The sequence below is a fragment of the Ignavibacteriales bacterium genome (assembly GCA_026390815.1).
Classification (GTDB): Bacteria; Bacteroidota; Ignavibacteria; order Ignavibacteriales; family SURF-24; genus JAPLFH01.
Genome location: JAPLFH010000006.1, coordinates 126,057 through 146,840, shown reverse-complemented (window position 1 = coordinate 146,840; position 20,784 = coordinate 126,057). Strand labels below are relative to the sequence as shown.

At 28.8% G+C, this 20,784-nt stretch carries 23 protein-coding genes; all 23 read right to left on the bottom strand.

Annotated elements, in window-relative coordinates; genetic code table 11:
• Window positions 1-48: 48 nt before the first annotated feature.
• Window positions 49-597 carry a hypothetical protein gene (locus NTX22_01820; protein MCX6149243.1) on the bottom strand — a complete coding sequence of 183 codons (549 nt, stop codon included), beginning with the start codon at window positions 595-597 and terminating at the stop codon, window positions 49-51.
• A gap of 121 nt (window positions 598-718) precedes the next feature.
• Window positions 719-910, bottom strand: coding sequence for a hypothetical protein (locus NTX22_01815; GenBank protein ID MCX6149242.1), 192 nt, complete (start codon window positions 908-910; stop codon window positions 719-721).
• 438 nt (window positions 911-1,348) lie between these two features.
• On the bottom strand, window positions 1,349-2,509 hold the full coding sequence (locus NTX22_01810; protein MCX6149241.1) for a 6-bladed beta-propeller: 1,161 nt from the start codon (window positions 2,507-2,509) through the stop codon (window positions 1,349-1,351).
• A complete protein-coding gene (locus NTX22_01805; protein ID MCX6149240.1) occupies window positions 2,506-2,964 on the bottom strand; it encodes a methylamine utilization protein in 459 nt (152 codons plus the stop codon). Before NTX22_01805 ends, NTX22_01810 begins: the two co-directional genes overlap by 4 nt.
• A gap of 226 nt (window positions 2,965-3,190) precedes the next feature.
• A complete protein-coding gene (locus tag NTX22_01800; protein MCX6149239.1) occupies window positions 3,191-3,961 on the bottom strand; it encodes a DDE-type integrase/transposase/recombinase in 771 nt (256 codons plus the stop codon).
• Window positions 3,888-4,133 (bottom strand): hypothetical protein, encoded by a 246-nt coding sequence (locus NTX22_01795; GenBank protein MCX6149238.1) that lies wholly within the window; start codon window positions 4,131-4,133, stop codon window positions 3,888-3,890. The genes NTX22_01800 and NTX22_01795 overlap by 74 nt, the downstream gene beginning before the upstream one ends.
• 53 nt (window positions 4,134-4,186) lie before the next feature.
• On the bottom strand, window positions 4,187-4,414 hold the full coding sequence (locus NTX22_01790) for a hypothetical protein (GenBank protein ID MCX6149237.1): 228 nt from the start codon (window positions 4,412-4,414) through the stop codon (window positions 4,187-4,189).
• Window positions 4,356-4,520 carry a transposase gene (locus tag NTX22_01785; GenBank protein ID MCX6149236.1) on the bottom strand — a complete coding sequence of 55 codons (165 nt, stop codon included), beginning with the start codon at window positions 4,518-4,520 and terminating at the stop codon, window positions 4,356-4,358. Before NTX22_01785 ends, NTX22_01790 begins: the two co-directional genes overlap by 59 nt.
• A 76-nt stretch (window positions 4,521-4,596) precedes the next feature.
• Entirely contained in the window at window positions 4,597-5,199 is a 603-nt protein-coding gene (locus tag NTX22_01780; GenBank protein ID MCX6149235.1) for a redoxin domain-containing protein, read from the bottom strand.
• Entirely contained in the window at window positions 5,192-6,331 is a 1,140-nt protein-coding gene (locus NTX22_01775; GenBank protein ID MCX6149234.1) for a 6-bladed beta-propeller, read from the bottom strand. Before NTX22_01775 ends, NTX22_01780 begins: the two co-directional genes overlap by 8 nt.
• A gap of 61 nt (window positions 6,332-6,392) precedes the next feature.
• Window positions 6,393-6,689, bottom strand: a complete 297-nt coding sequence (locus NTX22_01770; GenBank protein MCX6149233.1) for a hypothetical protein — start codon at window positions 6,687-6,689, stop codon at window positions 6,393-6,395.
• A gap of 71 nt (window positions 6,690-6,760) precedes the next feature.
• Window positions 6,761-8,578 carry an O-antigen ligase family protein gene (locus NTX22_01765; GenBank protein MCX6149232.1) on the bottom strand — a complete coding sequence of 606 codons (1,818 nt, stop codon included), beginning with the start codon at window positions 8,576-8,578 and terminating at the stop codon, window positions 6,761-6,763.
• Between the two features lie 95 nt (window positions 8,579-8,673).
• Entirely contained in the window at window positions 8,674-9,129 is a 456-nt protein-coding gene (locus NTX22_01760) for a methylamine utilization protein (protein ID MCX6149231.1), read from the bottom strand.
• A 626-nt stretch (window positions 9,130-9,755) separates the two neighbouring features.
• Window positions 9,756-10,229, bottom strand: a complete 474-nt coding sequence (locus tag NTX22_01755; protein ID MCX6149230.1) for a hypothetical protein — start codon at window positions 10,227-10,229, stop codon at window positions 9,756-9,758.
• 95 nt (window positions 10,230-10,324) lie between these two features.
• The gene (locus NTX22_01750) at window positions 10,325-11,416 is read right to left on the bottom strand and encodes a hypothetical protein (GenBank protein MCX6149229.1); all 1,092 of its coding nucleotides are present in this window, start codon (window positions 11,414-11,416) and stop codon (window positions 10,325-10,327) included.
• A gap of 512 nt (window positions 11,417-11,928) precedes the next feature.
• Complete coding sequence (locus tag NTX22_01745; GenBank protein ID MCX6149228.1) at window positions 11,929-12,066, bottom strand: hypothetical protein; 138 nt, start codon at window positions 12,064-12,066, stop codon at window positions 11,929-11,931.
• 477 nt (window positions 12,067-12,543) lie between these two features.
• On the bottom strand, window positions 12,544-13,122 hold the full coding sequence (locus tag NTX22_01740; GenBank protein MCX6149227.1) for a hypothetical protein: 579 nt from the start codon (window positions 13,120-13,122) through the stop codon (window positions 12,544-12,546).
• Window positions 13,123-13,130: 8 nt separating this feature from the next.
• Entirely contained in the window at window positions 13,131-13,562 is a 432-nt protein-coding gene (locus tag NTX22_01735) for a hypothetical protein (GenBank protein MCX6149226.1), read from the bottom strand.
• Between the two features lie 234 nt (window positions 13,563-13,796).
• On the bottom strand, window positions 13,797-14,477 hold the full coding sequence (locus tag NTX22_01730; GenBank protein MCX6149225.1) for a response regulator transcription factor: 681 nt from the start codon (window positions 14,475-14,477) through the stop codon (window positions 13,797-13,799).
• A gap of 1 nt (window position 14,478) precedes the next feature.
• On the bottom strand, window positions 14,479-15,450 hold the full coding sequence (locus tag NTX22_01725; GenBank protein ID MCX6149224.1) for a sensor histidine kinase: 972 nt from the start codon (window positions 15,448-15,450) through the stop codon (window positions 14,479-14,481).
• A gap of 494 nt (window positions 15,451-15,944) precedes the next feature.
• Window positions 15,945-16,634 (bottom strand): hypothetical protein, encoded by a 690-nt coding sequence (locus tag NTX22_01720; protein ID MCX6149223.1) that lies wholly within the window; start codon window positions 16,632-16,634, stop codon window positions 15,945-15,947.
• Between the two features lie 283 nt (window positions 16,635-16,917).
• Window positions 16,918-17,076: a hypothetical protein gene (locus NTX22_01715; GenBank protein ID MCX6149222.1), complete on the bottom strand. Its 159-nt coding sequence runs from the start codon at window positions 17,074-17,076 to the stop codon at window positions 16,918-16,920.
• A 432-nt stretch (window positions 17,077-17,508) separates the two neighbouring features.
• Window positions 17,509-20,712, bottom strand: a complete 3,204-nt coding sequence (locus tag NTX22_01710) for a biopolymer transporter Tol (GenBank protein MCX6149221.1) — start codon at window positions 20,710-20,712, stop codon at window positions 17,509-17,511.
• Window positions 20,713-20,784 lie beyond the last annotated feature (72 nt).

The following is a 20,784-nucleotide window of genomic DNA, read 5'->3' as shown; positions in this document are numbered from 1 at the left end:
AGAAGTGAAATTTCCATAAAAGCTAGAATTACAGCTTAATTTACTTGATTAAATATCTTTATGATTTAATAAATTATAATAATTAAATAAAATTTCTGATTGAGCAATATCTTTTTGTAAATAATTATCATCAACTATATATAAAAAAATACATCTATTATTTCTTGATAATAAAATAACTATAGAAATATTATCGGGTATACCTAATAAATTAGAAAAATAAAATTCTTTGTCTAAATAAATATTACTAACATTTACATTTTTCAACATATTTCTACTAACACGTTCATTTTTTGATTGCAATAATACACCAAAAGTCAATTCCCTATAATTCTTGATATAATTTTGGTATAAATTTATAACCTGTTCATAACAAGGTTTACAATAACTTGATTTTAATAGAATAAGCAATTTTTCATGATTATCGTTATGCATAGCATTCAATTTTTTAAATTTGTTCAAATCTAAAGTTTTTCCTATTAATATTTTTTTTATTTTATCCTCAATTTCTTCAATATTTCTTTTTTCAACTAAAATATCTTTATTTTGTTTTATTTCTTCTTTTAAAATTACATATTTATGATTAAGAATTATCAACAGTAAAATACTACATAATAAAAATAAATAAATTGCATTATTTATAAAAAATTTTATCATATTTATTAGAATTTTTTTATATAATATTTATAGGGTTCCGTTGCCGGAACCCTTTTAATTACTACCATATTGTACACGTACAAGTTATAGCTAACCAATGTGGACATTCACATACGTAGTATTGTGTGGGAACTATCACAACTTGCCAACCATTATATGCAACCGGCTTTGCATCTGAAGTATTAATATTTATAGCAAGAAAAGTAATAATACTTAAGATAATTAATGTGATTTTTGCAATGTTATTTTTCATTTTTTCCATCCTTTTTTAGTTTATCATTCGACAATAACAACCCTGTACAATTAGTTGCGGACAATCACAATTATGTTGTAGGGTAATAGGATTAAATGTGTCTTTACCAGGTTGATCTACTGGTTTTTCTTTTGCTAAACCAATGATAAATGAACCTGTATAAAAGAGACCAATTAGAAGAATAGAGAATATTTTTTTCATAACAGCTCCTTTAATTATTTAGTGAAATATTTTATTTAACGGACTTCCACACAATATTCTGTTGAGATTAAGACAGGACATTCCTGATACGTTAAATTTGTAATTGGATCAAATACTTGCCTAGCAGGCAAATATCGAAGTTTAGCGTATGAAGCATATGAGATAATAAATGTTGAAAAGATAATTATACTAACTATAACTAAAAAAAACACTTTACGCATAAAACCTCCAAATAATTTATTTTATATTATACTTAGAAATTGTCAGATACTTTAAAGTATCTTTCTCCACAGTATTCTCTGTAAAGTAAAATGAATTTACCTCACCAACACCTATTAATCTTCCTTTTATTTTAATATTCGAAGCCAATGGTTCCAATTTAGTTGAACTTACACGAAATAAATCATAATGAAAATTATAAGAATAATTCTCTACATATTGCGGAAAATAATTTTCCATTGGTTCCCGAAATTCAATTATTAAAAATGGTGCACTATTTAACATGTTTACAGGTACAGTATGATTTCCGATAATTTCACCTATTTTCATTTCCGAAAAATTTGGTTTCTGATTTATTAATTTGTAAGAAGATATTTTATTTTTATCTATTTTTATAAAAGATTCATCATTTATCTCTATAATATTTTCTAAATTCAATTCTTTGCTAAACTTATTTATACGATAAAATCCTTCCTGTGAAATTGCTAACAAATAATTTGGACATTCGCAAAATGTAACAAATGTTTCGAAAGGTCTGGCAAAGGTACCATATGTGTGATAGAATTCTTTAGATGGATTTAAAAAGCTTTTTATATAATTAAATTCTTTATCATATACATTTAAGTAAGAAACATTTTTATATTCAAGAAAACTGAATTTATCCTTTGTTGCACCATTTTCTAGGTTATTTTCTGCACTAATAATAAAATAATTTTTATAAAATTTTATTTTTGAAGGTGTTCTATGATTAAATGATAATTGGAAATTTTTTATGAAATTTCCTTGAGAATCAAATTTTCCAACTTTATGTCCATAAATGTCCAGGACATAAATATTCTTTTCGTTATCAAGTGTAAAATCAAGAATAGAGGCAAATTCCCCGGGTCCGTTTCCTTTATTTCCTATTCGCTTTATTATCTTATTTTTTTCAACAAAAAATATGGATGTCGAGTATGGATCTAAAAATAAAAAACTTGTGTCATTTAATTCAATTAATTTATAAATAGAATATGTTTTATAATCTTTACTATTTGTAATTTCAATTTTACCTTGAAAATTGAGTAAATTTGATGAAATATTTTTATTACTAAACTTTATATGTTCAACATTATTTTTATTTTCTTTACAACCAATAAAGTAAATAATAAAAATTGCCAATAAGTATAATAATTTTTTCATAATTTTTTTTTCTTTTTATTAAACCATAAATTTATACTTATTATAAAAAAAATGATATTTCTTATTATAAGAACTGTATTAAATTTTTGATTATAAATTTTGCCAAAACACCCGCACTCTGCATTAAATCCGGCAATTGTCCCATAAACGCTAAATACAAGGAATGAGAAAAATAAAATACTTGCTAAAACCAAAGTTAATTTTACTTTCACTCTGGCAATTAAAAGCGCCGCAATAGTTAATTCAACCATTGGCAAAGCTGTTGCTATCGCAATTCTTATTTCATCCGATAAAATTTTTATTAAGTTTAATGTATCTAACAATGGTTGGGGATCAATAATTTTGCTTACTCCGCTTACAAACAATACTACAGCAATAAAATAATAACATGTATAATAGAATAATTTATTCAGTGAAAGATTTGCAGCAATATGTTTATAAGAATTTTCAATCATCCTTTTTGTTTTTAATAATTTTAATTTTGGTTAACATAATAATAATCAGATATAATATGGGCAATACGTATTAATACGTATTTTTAGTAAAATATTTTTATAGTTTTTAGATAAGGGATGATATTGGTGCAGTAGTTCTATTGTGTCTTGCAGAAATATTTAATTGGTTCTAATGTACTGGTTCAGCGGAAACAGGAATTTCGGTATAGTGAGATAAGGTAGAAAATCAGTTAGCATTTCTAACCTCAGCTCTGTTTAATTTAGCCTTTGAAAGTTTATCCTCACGTAATTTAAGTTTATCATCAATATGATTCAATAAAAAATCTTCTGGTGTTAGAAAATATAAAGAACTATGCAATCTTTTGGAATTATAAAATTCAATATAGTTAGCTCCGCCTAAGGCGGATTGGTTTCTGGCATCATCAAGATTAACCAATGAAGATTTCATTAAGCATTCTTCGTGAATGGTTCTATGGTACCTATCAATTTTACCATTACTTTGTGGATAAGCAATAGAAGTTCTGATATGCTGCAAACCGGCAAACTTCAGATATTCAGCAAAGTCCTTAGAAATAAACTGAGAACCATTGTCAGAAATAATCCTTGGCTTGTAGCCAGGGTACTTTTCTAACGCTCTCTGGATAGTAATCTGAACATCAAATTCCTGCATAGTTTGCCTTAGCTCGTGATGAACAATGTAGCGGCTGTAACCATCGATAACGGAAATAAGAAAAAGAAAAGCACCTTTGAAGTTTACATACTTAATATCAACATGCTCCCGATTTAATCGGGACTGATGTGGAACAATAGGTTGATCAAATCCTTTTCCTTTAAGGTTTTTCTTAACATTATTCCAACGGTTAAGTAAACCGGCTGATTTAAGTACCCTGTAAGTAGAAGAGGGACTAACAGCAACAATGTCTTCATCCATCATCATACCTGCCTGCGGCAAGGCAGGTAAGTCTGCGGTAGCCTTCAGCAATATGTTTTTTAGCATAATTCATAATGGCTTCTTTTTCCCAATCCAGCAGCCAATTCTCTTTAGGAATTTTACCATTGTGATTATTTGCCGCTCCTTTCCTGTTATTCCAGGAGTAATACTTACTGGAGGTAATACCTATAAGGCTTAACATAGTTTTGTTAGATATGTCAGTTTTAGAAATTATCATTTCAACAAACTCAATGATGGAATCTCTAATGTCCGGTTCAACCCAAAGTCCATTTAGATCTCCCCATCTATACTTTTTTTTATTTCTATGTTCTCTCTTAGCAAGAAAGAAATTGCTTCGTCACGTTTCTTTAGTTTGTCTTCCAGGTTCTGAATCTTCTTTTCTTTATCGCTGGTTTGTTTTGTCTCATTGTTTTTGGGTGAAAAGATTAATGAAGCTGATTCAAAAAGTCTCTTTTTCCAACTTGCCTGCTGCAAGCAGGTTATAAATATCGTTAACATGTACCCCGTATTTTTCAGCTAACTGGCTGATCGGAATATTGTTTTCAAGAAGTTCTCTTAGAATAATTACTTTTTGTTCAGCCGAGTAGTGTTTTCTTTCTCTCATTGTCGGAATCTCCATCTTTTGTTTTACAAATATTATAATTTGGAAATTCCTTTCCCATCCATATTATTAAATTAGATTAATATTTATGGAAAAACTTTTCAATAATATATCGGAAATATACTTCACTCAACTCAGGTAAATCTTTAGAAGGAATAAAAATATATTTCATTTGCATTGTAGAATCAATAATAAAAAAGTAGGGCAAATGATATTGTTCTGGAACTAGACCAAATTCTTGTTCTTTCATATTATATATTTCAAAATTTAATTTATTAAGACGTTTAAACAATATTAAATTTTTTTTCTGCCTATAAGAAGCTAATATTATTATATTTTGGTTTCCTATTTTTTGCGATACTTTTTTAAGATTTTCAATCTGCTTATCTATACAAACTGAACAACCTAATTCGGAATATTTTAGAATTATCTTTGGAGAGTTTCCAATTAAGTTACTTAAGGTAATAATTTGTGATTTATCATTAAATATAGCCATTTCCTGGGGGATTGATTTACTTTCCGCTCTCAGTTGAAATTCGTAAAAATTTTTAAACTCATCAGTTAAAGATTTCCTATCCGTTTTTAATGTCAATTTTGATATATTATTGTAGGTCAATCCTATTATCCCTCCCCCTAAAAAAAATATAACAATATAACGTAAGTATATATTTTTTTTATTCAATTAAAGTATATATTCCTATTAAATAATTACTTGTTTCATTAATACTTTTGGCATAGTCAACCAGTTTTTTTGTTTTATAAACATAATTTTTTGTTGCTGCCGCATTAACAATCGCCATGGGGTTGATAATACCGTAAATTTTGTCTTTATAAATGCAAAGTGAAGAATATAAGGGAAATCCATCTATATCATTCTCAACTAATCCACTATATGATAAATTCGATTTTTTGTCGAAAAACATATCATATTTACGATTTTCTATAATGTATGAAAAATATAAATATTTCTTCAGGTCACAAATATTAAATATTTCTCCAACAACTTTTGTTCGGAAAAGATATGGTGCGAGTTTATTTTTATTTTTTTTGATTTCATCAAAGTCGAAATTATAATTCTCAAAATCCAATTTGTACTTTGGATATAGTTTCTCTTTAGCAAAACTATAAATATAATTATCCCAAGTATCTTTATATAAAATTGTGTTTCTAGATTTAAAAAGTTGATATTCTCCAAAATAATCTAAATTTTCTAATTCCTTTTCAATTTTAAAATACTTTTCTTTTATTTTGATATTTTCATCAGCAATAAAAAGATGATAATTATATCCATATCCCCAAACTTGATAACCAGGTGATAATAAATAAATGTTATCCAATTTAGTATAGGAATGCACGGCAAAGTTAAAATGCATTTCTTTAATAAAATTGCCTTCTAGATCATATATTAAAAATGATTGTTTATGATTATCTAAAATTTCAATTCTGTAATCATCAACATCAAAATCCTTTGGATTTATTAATTCTCCTGGGCCGGAACCATGTCTTCCAATTTTGAATAAAAACTTTCCATTTATGTCAAAACAGAATAATGATTTAGCAGAATATTCATCTAGTATATATATTTTATCGTTGATTACTTTAATTTTCGCTACTTCACCAATCGCACCTTCTAAACTTTCATCTAATTGAATATACTTTATATTTTTTATAATTTTAGATAATTTAAATTTTCCATCAGGATTTTTAATATTAATTACTGTTGAATTATTGTACAAATTTACAGGAATATCTTGTTCTTTTTCCTTTGAGCAGGATATAAAAAATATTAATACAAGAAAATAGATTTTTTTCACTCTATAAGCCTATTTTTTTCAGAGTAATAAAATATTGATTCTACTACACTATTATGTTTTTTTAATTACAAATTGTTGGCTCACAATGCTGCCCACCTAAATCGCATTTCTGTCTTGTTCCAACGATTGTATAAATCCCTTCATAACGTGTACAATTTACTGTGGTTTGATATTTTACATCTGTTGAAGCGAATGTTGAAGAAGTGAAAATTGAAAAATCCAACCCTAATAAATTTATTGAGTTTGTACTATTTGCACTAAATGCAATTTTGATGTTAAATAACATTAAAAATATAAATAAAGATATCCCACCTATTTTGGCGATAATCTTACTTGTTATTTTTTGTTTTACTGACATAAGTACTCCTTTTAGTGTTAGTAATTTTCCAACAATTTTGTTGGGTTAGAAATTAAGTTTATTTAGAATTATTATAAATTGTTTTCTATCAATTTTTTCATTTTATTTTTAATTTCTTTGGTTGCTGGAGATATAATTTTTTCCTTTGTTTCTAATATTTCCTTTGCTATAACAACGGCATCATCTATTTTGTTTATTCTTTTATATAATCCAACTAATAAATATTTTGCATATATTTTATGTGGTATCATATTGGCGGAATATTTATAATATTTTTCAGCAACAGTAAAGTTGTTTAAGCTAGCATAACTATTAGCTAATGATATATAAATATTGGGATCAGTAAATCCTTTTTTGGCATCTTCAAGTAAAATTATCGATTCCTTATATCTTCCAATCAGACTTAACATTCCACCATAGTTAAAAAGAAATTCTGCATTATTCTTAAGCTGGGGTTTTACATTTTCAAATAAACTTTCAGATGCTGGATAATTTCCTGCAAAAGATAATTCAATACATTTTCTCCAGGTTTGATAAGAATTATATTGATTAATTGTATGCTGTAACAACATTACGGCAGCAACTGCTGCAGGTATTATTATTACTCTATTTAATATGACTGGAATATTAAAGATATAAGAGACGTTTTTAGTTGTTGAAATGAATCCTAACAGGAAATAAAAATTAATGAACGTAGGTAGAATATGAAACGGAAATGATGTTAACGAAAAGATTAAAATCGCGATAAACGACGCCTTAGCACAAATATAAAGCTCTAATGGTTCCTTTATTTTTTCATCAGACAACTTTTTAGCGTTTCTAAAAACACTGTATAATATTAAAATAAACAGGACTAAACCTATTGCCCCACTCTCTGCAAATATTTCCAGATATTCATTGTGTGCCCTGTTTACATTCCCGGCAATTTTCTTTTCATATCCGGTTCCTTTACCGCTTGCAAAATAATCCGCCTGATAATTATCATATTCTACGGCAAATCTATCGTATCCAACCCCAAATACCGGGTATTGTTTAATTATATTTGTCGTTACTTTCCAGATAAACAGCCTTCCATTTGCAGAATCAGGTTTTAGATTGAATAAGAATATTACAAAAATACTTAACACCACAACACCGGCTATTATTGCTGATGCTAACTTGATTTTACTATGCAAATATTTTTTTATTTCAGCTTTATATTTGTTAAAAGAAATAAAAGCACAGCAAACTATTGCAGCAAACCACCCACCTCTTATTTGTGTGGCTGACAGTGCAAGAAGTAATATTAAAAATGTAACTAAACCTGCATATTTCATATTACTTTTTTCTTTAGTGTCTTTATTAAATAAATATACACCAAAGGCAAAAGGTATAATTGAAGTTATATATCCGGCAAAAGAATCAGGATTCCCAAACGTACCTGTAATTTTGAAGTAAGGATTATTTGAAGGAATGAAACCATAAAGTTGAAGTAATCCATACGCTCCTTGCAGCATTCCGGCAATTAAAAAGACAAAGACTATTAACTTTTTGTTTTCTTCCGGCTGTAAAACATTCTTTAATATAAAATAAAAAGTAAGCATAAGAACGTGTATTATGAATTGTTCATTCCAAAGGTTCGTATGTTCTGTAAATAACAATCTGACGAATAAATAAAATGCAAATAATATAACAGCAGTATCGAGCTTATTAAAGGTTAACTCTATTTTTTTATTTCTTAATAAAATTATTATTCCAAGAAAGGTTATGATTAGAGACATTATAAGATAAAAGTAAAACCTTTTTGCCGAATCAATTCCATCCATAAGTGTGTTTGATTGTAAAAAGCCTGTTATAAAAACTAAGCTTAGTAATGCCGTTAAAATCTTTTTGTAATTCACACCGCTCATAATACCTATCTTTTATTTGTCAATAATATAATAGTGTTACGTCAAATGTCAGAAGTCAAAAGGGAAATTAGATCAATTATTCAATATTTACCGTCTCACGTTTGACGTTTCACATTTGACACTACAATAGTAGCAATTATCATAAATAAAAAATTCCTCACTACCATCCCCCAACCAATCTCACTTTTAACAGTATTACCAAAACAACCGCAGTCTGCATTAAATCCAGCAATTGTCCCATATAAGCTAAAAGCGAAAAATGCAGAGAATAAAACTGTTGTATGCAGCAAAGTAATTTTTACTTTTATCTTCCCAATAATTAAAACGGCAAGCACTAGTTCGATCATAGGCAGTGCAGTTGCTATTGCAATTCTAACTTCTTCCGGTAAATATTTTATTAAGTTTAACGTTTCTAAGAAAGGTTGCGGATCAATTATTTTGCTTACTCCGCTTACAAACAATACTGCAGCAATAAAATAATAACCTGTATAATAGAATAATTTATTCAGTGAAAGATTTGCAACAATATGTTTATAAGAATTTTCAATCATCCTTTTTATTTTTAATAATTTTAATTTTGGTTAACATATTAATAATCAGATATAACATGGGCAATACGTATTAATACGTATTTTTAGTGAAAATATTTTTTATAGTTTTTAGATAAGGGATGATATTGGTGCAGTAGTTATATTGTGTCTTGCAGAAATATTTAATTGGTTCTAAAATCAAGCGCAAAATGGTAAAATTGAGCAGTACCATAGAACCGTTCACGAAAAATGCTTAATGAAATCTTCAAGGGTTAATCTTGCTGATGTTAGAAAGCAAGTTGCCAATTATATCGAATTTTATAATATAAAAAGATTGCATAGTTCTTTATACTTCCTAACGCCTGAAGATTTTTTATTGAATCGCATTGAAGATAAACTTTATATACTTGAGGGTAAACTTTCAAAGACTAAATTAAACAGATGTGAGGCTAGAAATGCTAACTGATTTTCTACCTTATTTCTCAATACCAAAATTCCTGTTTCCACTGAACCAGTACACTTACTTTACTTAACACTTTTTGCGCCGTTTTCGTTTAAAATCTATTTTTTAATTTACACAACTGGTATATTTATATTATTGTTACCAAATTGAATAATAATTACTTCTTTTGCTCGATGTAAGGCTATTATTTTTTTATATACCTTTTAACAATATCATAAAAATTTTCCGAGGAATGTGAAAAGCCATATTCAGGGAATTCCGCGTAAAGTATTTTTCCTTCAGAATCAACGAATATTATTATTTCTGCAAACCTTCTTATAACTATAGGGTTTTCAACAAATATTGAGTTTATAAAATCTTTTTTCATGAATTCATATTTATTATTATATAAAATGATAACATTTTTAAAACCAACTTCTTTGGCTATTGACCAAAGATGTAAGTAATAACATTTTTCACAAACTAAGGTATCTTTCCAATAAAACAATTTATATGATTTTTTAGTAAGATCCAGTATTTTCTTTTTACTGACTTCTGGAGCTAATATACCAATATCCCAGATGTATTTTCCTTCAACTTCACTACGTTTTAATATATTTTTATTAATCAATTCATATTTATTTATAGAACCTTCCATTTCCTTTAATTTTTCAGTCAAAATTACTTTTTGATTATTAAGAAATATTAGAATGATAAGAATTATAACACTTATAATAGCTATTAATAATATGAGGTATTTATTTTTTAACACTATCACAATATTATTTGATATTTGTATATTAATAAATATTTATCACTTTCCTCAACTACGGTATAGATATATCCATCTTTAATTGCAAAGACATACCCTTCAATTTTATTATCGTATATACATTCCCCATCCTTATTTATTGCACAAAGATAACTTTCCGAATCAGTATATGATCTCGATTTCATCATTTCGAATTTCTGATTTATATAATTAATAAACAGTAAATTATTAGTTATATCAAAAGCAAAAAACTTGTAAAAAGATGTTTGAGCAACTATATTTTTAAAAAAATCGTCATTATTCAAAGATTTGGCTTGTGAAATACTTATATCGGGTGGACTTTTAATATATTTTGGCTTATAGAAATAAGTTTGTATATAATTCCCTTTCTTGTTAAACTGATGGTATTTGTATGTTGCTCGTTGTAAAACAAAATAAGTATTATTAAATCCTTCTGATATTAAAGCATCTCTCATACTTTCATAGTATTTATTATTAATATTTATATCATAATCTTTATCAAAATTACAAAATGCTTTAATTAATGATCCTTCTTTATTAAATATTATCACAGTAGTTATATCGCTAATTCTTTGCTGATTAATTGGCATTTTATTAAAACCTGTTGCCCATATTTTATCTCCATCAAAATAAACTGGATTTGCAAAATTCGTTATGTAGTTAGTTGGTGATTTAATTTTTTTTACAATAAAAAAACTTGAATCTAACAATTTTAATCCTTCACCTGGCCCATATGCAATTAAATTTCCTGAATTATTTGACAGATATTGAGGGGAAGCAAATTCTGATGGTCCATGCCCGAAACCATTGCTACTTTTTAAATAATTTAACCCCAAATCAAATACATGTATTTTACAATTAGCCCTATCTGATATATATATATTATTTCCAATGATTTCTATGTCTCGAATAAGACCAACATATACTGAAGATTTTGAATAAATATATTTAAGCGTATCCTTCAATATTATTTCACCTTTAGCTTTAAATTTTACATTTACGTATTTATTCTGTTCTTTAGAACATGAGCAAAATATAATTGCAATAAGTAATAGTAAATTCTTTGTTTTCATATAATTCTCAAAATATAACTAATCCACATCTGTGGGTTAGATTTTAAAAGTATTTGATATCCTACAAAGCTTTCTAGAATTTTAGTGAAAAACTGATTTTTATAATCCTGGCAATTATTTTTCGCCACCAAAAAAATATTTCGGTAGTATTTTATCACCATCACTGAATTATTACTGCATGTAATGACAATGAATTTCAGCAGGACAACCATATGTAAGTAGACAATAAGGTCCATCGTGAAAGACGACACAATCATTATACCACCCACTGTAAAAACACGGTAGATTACAATTACCAGTTGCATATGCTGATGGAATGGACAGGGACATCTTGAGACCCATTAGATCAATATTTCCATCACTAGAAGGGTTTAAAGATATTTTAACATTGACAAACATTATAATGGCAAAAAAAGCAATAATGAATGCTTTTGTTGTTTTTGTAAGTTTTTTTTTAATAAAAATTTTCATTGGTTACTCCTATTATTATTATATTAATAATTAATCCCCGTTTAGTTCTTTATTGATGCTGGTAAATATTTTATTTCTTCTTTCATTTGTAAAACAGCAGCTGAGTTTACCTTTACTTTTGATTCAAGAATATCATTACATATTAATTTTGCTTTTTCTTTCTTATTTTCTTTAGCCAATAATTTTACTAACATGTATTTTAGATATAACTTATTTGGAATCATATTTATAGAATAATTTATTCAGTGAAAGATTTGCAGCAATATATTTATAAGAATTTTCAATCATCTTTTTTGTTTTTTACTAATCTTAAATCTCGTTACCATTTTAATAATCAGATATAACATGGTCAATACGTATTATTACGTATTTTTAATTTAAAATTTTCCTGTGGTTTTTAAATAAGGTGCAGTATCTATGAATTAATTCTACTTTGTATTGCAGGAAATATCTAATTGATTCTAAAATCAAGATTAAAATGGTGAAAATATTTTTATAATAGCAAAAAGGAACGAAAGATATTTATATTCACCACCGATCAGTGAAGATCATAATTATCCGCGCTTGTCCGCCCTGTACCGTGTCATCCGCATTCTATTTCTTTTTGTTTCCGGATAGGTGGGTTTATGTTATTAATGGTACTACTTTTTGAACTGTTATAAATCGTCTCTTAATCTAATCTTTATTCTTTCGCTGTTTTCATTTATAAATAAATAGAACACCCCAATAAATATTTCAAATGCAGAAGTGAAACAAAAATATAATATCCCTGTTTTTATCTTCAGTATCATAATAAAAAATTTAATTATTATTGTAATTGTATATAATATAAGTCCGGCATAAAACAAATTAATTTCTCTTTTATCAACCATTGCCATAAAAAATATTTTAAGTAACCTGTATAATATCATTACCTGAACAACCACCATCATAAATCTTATTATGTCTCCCTTAACAAAAAAAGTAAATGGTGTTATTATAGTAAGTAATATAACGGACGTAATAAAATTCTTTTTTAATCCAGCCTGGCTGTTCAGAAAGATAAATACAAGTATTGAAGAAGCTAAAAATATTTGTGGTGGATTTATTCTAAATATTATTCCTATCAATAAGTTAATTGGGTCAGTAATTGCCAAAATAAAAAAATAAGGAAATAAAATACTGCCATATTGCCTTACTGCAACTACAATCCAGATAGCCATCGAAATATATAGCAATATTTTTGCTGTTATCATTTACACTTTTAAAAGCATATTGGTGGACAATTTCCGACGTATTCTAATGTATAATTTCCATTTGTAATAGAGAGAACATCTTGCCTCTTTTCAATATATGTGGTTGTACTATTACCTTTATTTAACAATTCTTCCAGTACGGATAAACTTACAACCTTAAATATAACATCATTACTAATTGTTTTGTTTTCCGGGTAAATACTAATTCTTTTATTATCAAGCAGGATCAATTTATTATCAATTATGTTGAACAGCAAATACTTATTTGTCCTGCTCATATACGATTGCAATTCAATAGTATTTATAGCAACCGAATTCAGTACTGGTCCATAAATTTTATCAGCTTCATTACCTGAATAAATCTTTCCATATACCTGCGAAAAAATTGTATTAGCTGCTATTACAATAATTCCGGCAATAATTACAATAATTCTCTTCATTTCTATTCTCCCTAAAATTTTTAAATAATTCCTGGAGAATATATCGCGTAAGTCTTTAATTCAAAATACGTATTAATACGTATTTATAAATATGCGTTTTAGTTGTTGTCCTAAGCAAAACCGCTATTACTGGTAAGGTTTTCGGAAAACACAACAACTGTTTAACAAATAAAAATCGATCTAATTTATCGATAAAATATTCTCAATTGTTCAGGGATTAATTTTTACTCATTACTAATTAATGTTAAATTCTATAAACATGGCAGCGAATTTATAAAGATCAAATTCCGTTTTCAGGTTCAGTTTTTTAATAATGTTGGATCTGTGCGTATCAACTGTTCGTTTGCTTATAAATAATTTCCTTGCAATTTCATCGCTGCATAACCCGCTTTCTATCAGTTTTATAATTTCAGTCTCTCTTTCAGTTAAGTCATTTTCAAATATATATTTCTCCGGGTTGCCTGTATTGCTGTAATTATTAACTAGCTTTTTTAATTTACTTTCGGTCCACTGTTTCCCAAAATAAATTTCCCCATCATATATTTTTTTTACTGCATAATGCAATTCTTCTTTTGCAACGCTTTTCCCAACCAAACCCATCCCGCCTGCTTTTATTATATGGTAAATGTAAGCCTCATCTTCATGCATAGAAAGGAATAATGCCTTAATGTTAACATCGTAATTTTTTATTTCCTTAAATGCCTTTATGCCGCTTAAAACGGGCATCGCCAAGTCAATAATAATTAAATCGGGCTTTAGCTTAAAATATAAATCCACTAATTCCCTGCCGTTCCCGGCTTCGGCTAAAACACTAATCCGTATCGGATAAATCTTAGCCGGGTGTTTTAAAAGACTAATAAATCCTTCTCTTACTAATTTATGATCGTCGGCTATTATTATGTTTATTGTTTGCATTTTAATTTAGTGGAATATCAAAATACAGTATCGTACCGTTACCCGGACTAGTATCAATTTTAATTTTACCACCGTGGATTTCAACTCTCTCTTTCATATTTAATAATCCTAATCCTTTGCTGCTGAATGTAAAGTTATTGTGTTTAAAACCAATACCATTATCGGCAATTATCAGTTTTATTATATTCACAGAATTAAATAACCTTATATTAAACTCATCTGCCTTTGAATGTTTAATAATATTATTAATTGCTTCCTGCGTTATTCTAAACAATAATACTTCCAGTTTATCATCAAGCTTTTTTGTATTAAGCTTTACGTTTATCTCTACCTTTAATCCGGTTTCCTGTTTAACAGCGTCGCATAAACTCCTTAAAGCTGAATCGATTCCCTCTTCTTCAAGAATTCTAGGTCTAAGATTATGAGCAATCTTTCTTAATTCCCTTATTGTGTTTTCAAGAACTTCTAATACTTTAATATAATTTTCATTTCCTTTACTATTTTTTGAATGTTCATCTCCTTTCTGCAGCATAAGTTTTGCAAGAATAATATTCTGTCCAATTCCATCATGAAGCTCATACGAAATTCTTTTTCTTTCACATTCTATTTTCTCCTGGATTCTTTCATGATATTTTCTCAGTTCTTCTTCATATTTTTTTCTAAAGGTTATGTCATGAATATAGACCTGCAGAAAATGTAAATGAGAAATTCCTTTACATATTATTGAATAATATTTGTCTCCGATAGTCTTATAAAATTGCAAAGATTTATTATTTATAATGCATTCCTTTACGTTGTAACTTTTGTCATCTAATAAAACATATATCGATTCTCCAATAAGACTCTTATCATTAATTAAATTAGATACAGCATTATTTACACTTATTATTAAACCGCTTTCATTCACTCTAAGTATCGGGTCGGGATCAAGTTCTGCAAATAAAGCCATTAACCTTGTATTCTTTAATTCCAATTCTTCCTTTTCTCTTTTAGACTTTTTACGGACTGGTATTATTCCATGTTTATAAAAGATATAGAATAAAAAAATTATTATTATCGAAACGAACAACGAAATATAAACCGGGTTATCAAATTGTAATATCAGCTCAAAATATTTGTTAATTTCATTAAATAAATTCATCTTCTTATCCCCCTATAAAGCTATTTATTATTTTGTATCGAAAAATATAGTTGCAACTAATTATAGTCATGTAGTTAACTTTTTGTTTTTTGTGCCTGCTTACTTCAGGCAAGTTAAAATATTTAAAGATTTTCCCATTTTCCATCATCCGTCAAACATCAACCATTGAGGATTGCCGCGCTAGGATATTGCAAACATAAACCTGCATAAGATGAGTAAAAGTAAAAATGTTTTGTATCTCTGTGCCCTAACAGCAATGTTTTTCCGTCCGCCGCCAGGGCACAAAGACACAAAGTTTTGATTAATTAGATTTGCTCTGTCTTCTATTACTTCTTTATCTCTTCTGCTTTCTCCGATTCCTGGGTTTTATGCTTACCGCCTTTATCATAAATAACACGGGCAGCTTTATAGCCTGTATAAAATTCGGGATTCTTATCCACATAAGCCTGCATAAAATTATCAATATCTTCTTTAATGGCTGTATCTCCCTGGGTAATCATTTCATCCAAGGATACGCCTGCGCTAATACGTTTAGAAGCTCCGCTTCCTATGTCAGTAATGCCACCTTTAAATTCATCAGCAATTGTATTTAACTGATTTATATCTGCTGCTTCTACACCGGCAAAAGTAAGATCTTTATCTTTTGCAGCTTCGTAGATTGCTTTTGCCTTGTTTACTTTTTGCGCATCTCTAAGCCCGTTAAATTCCGATTTTTTTATCCCGGCAAGGGCTTTAATTTCATCATTTTTATTTTTCTTGCCCCAAAGGAATAAAGCAGCAGTTACTTTTAACGTTTGCGTTACCAGAGCTGCACCTGATTGTGTTTTTGTATCAATCTTTCCACTTGTTGCCCCGGATTTTTCATTGTCCTTTGCCCATATTGCTTCTGTAAGCTCTTCTAAACTATTAATTGCCTCCTGGAATGCCGTTGAATAGACAATTTTTGTTTTGAAAAGAGCTAGATAAGCAGCAACGCGCTCGAACATATTTACCTTGTTGGTTTGTTTGATGTTCATTTTACTTTCTCCCTATTATTGTTTATTAAATATTCATCCCGTCTTTCGGGATGAATCATCTAACTTCCATAACAATCGAAGCGACGCAATCTTTGTTTTTTCAACAATTTCCATCATTTTACTATTTTCCTAACCAAATCTGTGATTTCCCAACCTATTTTTACATTTTCCATTCTCATTTTGATATTTCTTTCTCCAATTTGATAAATCCTTCATCGTTTTTATCAAATCCAGACATCTATTTATTTCTCCAAAATAAAAATTGTCTTTGCCAAAGAAAAAATTATCTTTTCCGAATATAAACTGCTAATTCCAATTTTATCCCCTCATTTGAAAAATCAATTTTACTTCTTGCTAATTCAATTTTATAATTATTCACTTTTTTTCTGCAAATAGAAAATTCAAAATCACCTACAGCTAAACCAAATTTATTTTCAAACAAACTTATTCTTCTAACAGAAAAAATAATTTACCTGTTCGCAGTTTGAATTTTACAATTGTTCTTTACTAAATGTACTGTAGTAATATTTCGCTTCCCCTCTTTTAATTGATAAAAATATATATTGATTGGAGATTTTATGTGGAGAATAATCGTAAGAGAATACTTTATTAAAATAATATCGTGTACTTTTCGGAAGAATTTACCGACTAACTTTACCAATGCTCCCTTCATAAATAAATTAAACTTTTAACCCGTTTCAGTATAGATAATTTCGCTTATTAAATCAATGAAATTATTTTACTGCCGTCTTGGTTTTTTCAAAAAAATAAATCTTTATACACTATAGGTACAATGATATAGGGGTATAGGAGTAAATGGGTATAAGGGTATATGGTATATATTAAATTTTTATACCCCTATACCCTTTAAAAACTAAAAATCTGCTCCAATAGAAAAATAATATTTTGGTCTGGAGAAAGAATCAAGATTGTATGACCATGCCACATCAAACCTAAGCAGGAAGTATAAGAAATACATCCTTGCACCAAAACCGGTACCGAGCAGCATATCTTTGGTCATCATTTTATCATTTACCTTGGCAATTAATTGTAGTTTCTTTGTATCATTCCAGGCAGAACCCATATCGATAAAAGCTACACCAAGAATGTTTTGAAATAAAATTGGGATTGGACCCGTCACTAAATATCTTATCAAGGGCATTCTTAATTCCAGATTAAGCAAAGCATATTTATGTCCTATCTGTTCAGCATAATCATAACCGCGTAGTGGAAGTGCTGGTGTAAGGAATGCAAAATCAGAAGCTTTGTTAAGCGGAATTTCACCGGTCTTAAAGTTTCTGTTTATCCAGTTTTCTGTTCCACCAATAAAAAAGTTTTGTGGATTTTCACCGCCGGAATAGCCACCAGAAATTCTAAACACAAAAGAATTGTCGTACCAGAATCTGCTGTAATTCCTGTAATCCCAGTTTAATGAATAAAAACTTTGATGCTCACTACCCGAAACAGGATTCCCAAATAATGTTAAATTATATCTTGTTCCATCAATTGGAGAAGTATAACCCCACAAAACATTATCGTGAATAAAACTTAAAGATGGAATTAGGTAACCAACTTTTTCTGAAGGTTCGGATACATCATCAAGGTTTTCAGATGAAATATTAAGCCAGCTAACACCACCATCTACTCTATAAAACTTATTTAGCGGGTAACTTGCGGAAAGTACCATTCCGTAATTACGGAATCTAAACAAATTCCAATTTTGTCCTCTTTGAAGATAAACAAATCGTGCTGTGTGAAATCCTTCAATTCCAAAATCAACTCTGTTTGGCAAATAATAATAAGCTAAACCATAATCACTGTTTTTCAAATCAATTTGCAAACTGGTAATTCCAATTATCCTATGGTTTCCAAGCATATCACTAAATGAAAGAACTGTAGTGCCCAGTAAACCATAGAGCGTACTATAACCGGCATTAGCATAAATAATATCCGGAGAAAAATCAATCTTGTATTTATTTACTAAATAGTTTCCTTTGGAATCGAGGTTGTTTGCCGGATTAAACTCTGGATTATTTTCTGCTGTAGTGCTATCTCTTTTAATCTGTTTATTATCAGAAAAAATATACTTACTGTAATCAACTTTCTTTTTAGTGGTATCCGCTTTTGGTGCTTCTTCAATATTTCCAACAAAGATGCTTGGACTTGTAGCTACTTCAGTTTTGCTTGTATCAACAACATTTGTATTCTTCGTTTTTGAAATTTCCACAAATGATTTAAGAGTGTCTTTAATTTCCTCTTTGGGTAAAATTGATTGTGAATAATATACTGTTGGTTCTAATTGAAGCTTGTCAGTCTTTGGTTCGAACGGATTGTTCAGAAGAAATATATTATAGGCGGATTCATACAAGGAACTAAATACTAACTTCTTTCCATCATTTGATAAGGAAAGCTGGTATAATCCGTTTAAAGAATTAGTAATTGGAGTTGAAGGCAATTGATCAATACTTTTAACAGAATCTTTATCAGTTAAATAAACTCTCTGTTTAAAAATATTATTAATTCCGTTTAGTTCACCAATAAATAAAATCTCTTTACCATCCTGAGAAACTGCCGGTGATATTTCATCACCATAAGGAAAATTTGTTACTCTGAATATATTTTTTTTATCAAGATTAATTCCATAAATGTGTGTACGATTATTATTGAAGTTAGCAATATTAAATGTATCCGGAAGCGCTTGAGGATTCAGATAATTGCTGCGGTCGGAGGCAAAATAAATTATTTTATTATCGGGTGACCAAACCGGATCTAAATCAGTGAAAACATCATTTGTAAGATTTGTTAATTCCTTTTTCCATAAATCATAAATAAAAACATCGGATTGAATTCCATTTTGTCCGATGAAACTAAGGAATTGACCATCGGGTGACCAGTTAACAGATGAGATTCCATCCATACGAATCGGTAATTCTTCTTTATCTTCAGATTCAACATCAATTATATAAATAACATCCCAGCCGCTTGTTTTAGCTGACAGAACAATTTTTTTTCCATCAGGTGACCAATCTAAACCAGGTGAAAGAATATTTAGCTGCTCAAAATCCGGTGATCTGTTCCCTTCAACTAATTTTTTTATAATCTTTCCATCAATCAGATTCATTAGATAAACATCAAAGTAGAAGTTACGGTTAGAAATAAAAGCAACCTTATCCCCTTGTGGTGAAATTGCAGGACTGGTGTTATAGTTGCCGCCTTCTTTTTTGTGATTAGTTAATCTTTTAGCAAATACGTCAGGATCATCATGCGTAGCAATATCTGGCCAATAAGTTTTTTTAAGATCTTTTTTCCATCGTTCATTTAATTCTTCTGTAGTCAATCCAATTGAAGATTTTAAGCCTTCCTCCAAATCTCCCTGTCCCTTGGTTTTATTAATTATTTCGCCAATTTTTTCTCTCCCATATTTCCTGGCGATGTAATTAAATACAGCCTGCCCACCGCGGTAAGCGTAATATCCATTCAATCGATTTATATCCGGCATATTATCATTAATAACCGCATCGCGAATGAACATATCTTCATCAGTATCCCAGCCAACTGATTCGTATTCAGCTAAACCTTCATTAAACCAAAGTGGAAGTTGAATAGAAATTCCTTTTGAAATTACATTCTGAAGAGAACCGCCATAGAACATATCATTAACAACACCGTGCGTTAGTTCGTGGTGAATAACATGACGGAAATGACTGTAGGAACCATCGAATGGGAGCACGATCCTGTTTTTAAATATTTCCGTAAACCCACCAATTCCCTCTTCAAGGTATTCGTCGGTTACATTTGTTTCCTGAAAATCATTTGTTGATTTATAAATGATAAAAGAAATTCTATTATTTATTGTATAATTGAAAGTTTTCTGAACTGATGTTAATGCATCTTCAATGGATTTAGCGGCAAACTCGGCAATCTTTTCTCCACCTTGTGGAAAGTAAATATCGAAATGTTTGGTTTGAATGTAATACCAGGAAAAGTTCTTGTATTGAATTTTATTCTTACCGAACTGACCAAATACAAGATTTGAGGCAAACAGAAATATTAAAAACAGAAATACTTTTTTGCCCATAATATCACCTAACTTATTTATAATATTTTCTTTTCAGTGAATAGCTTTTTACAAAACTCTTGGCAATTCACA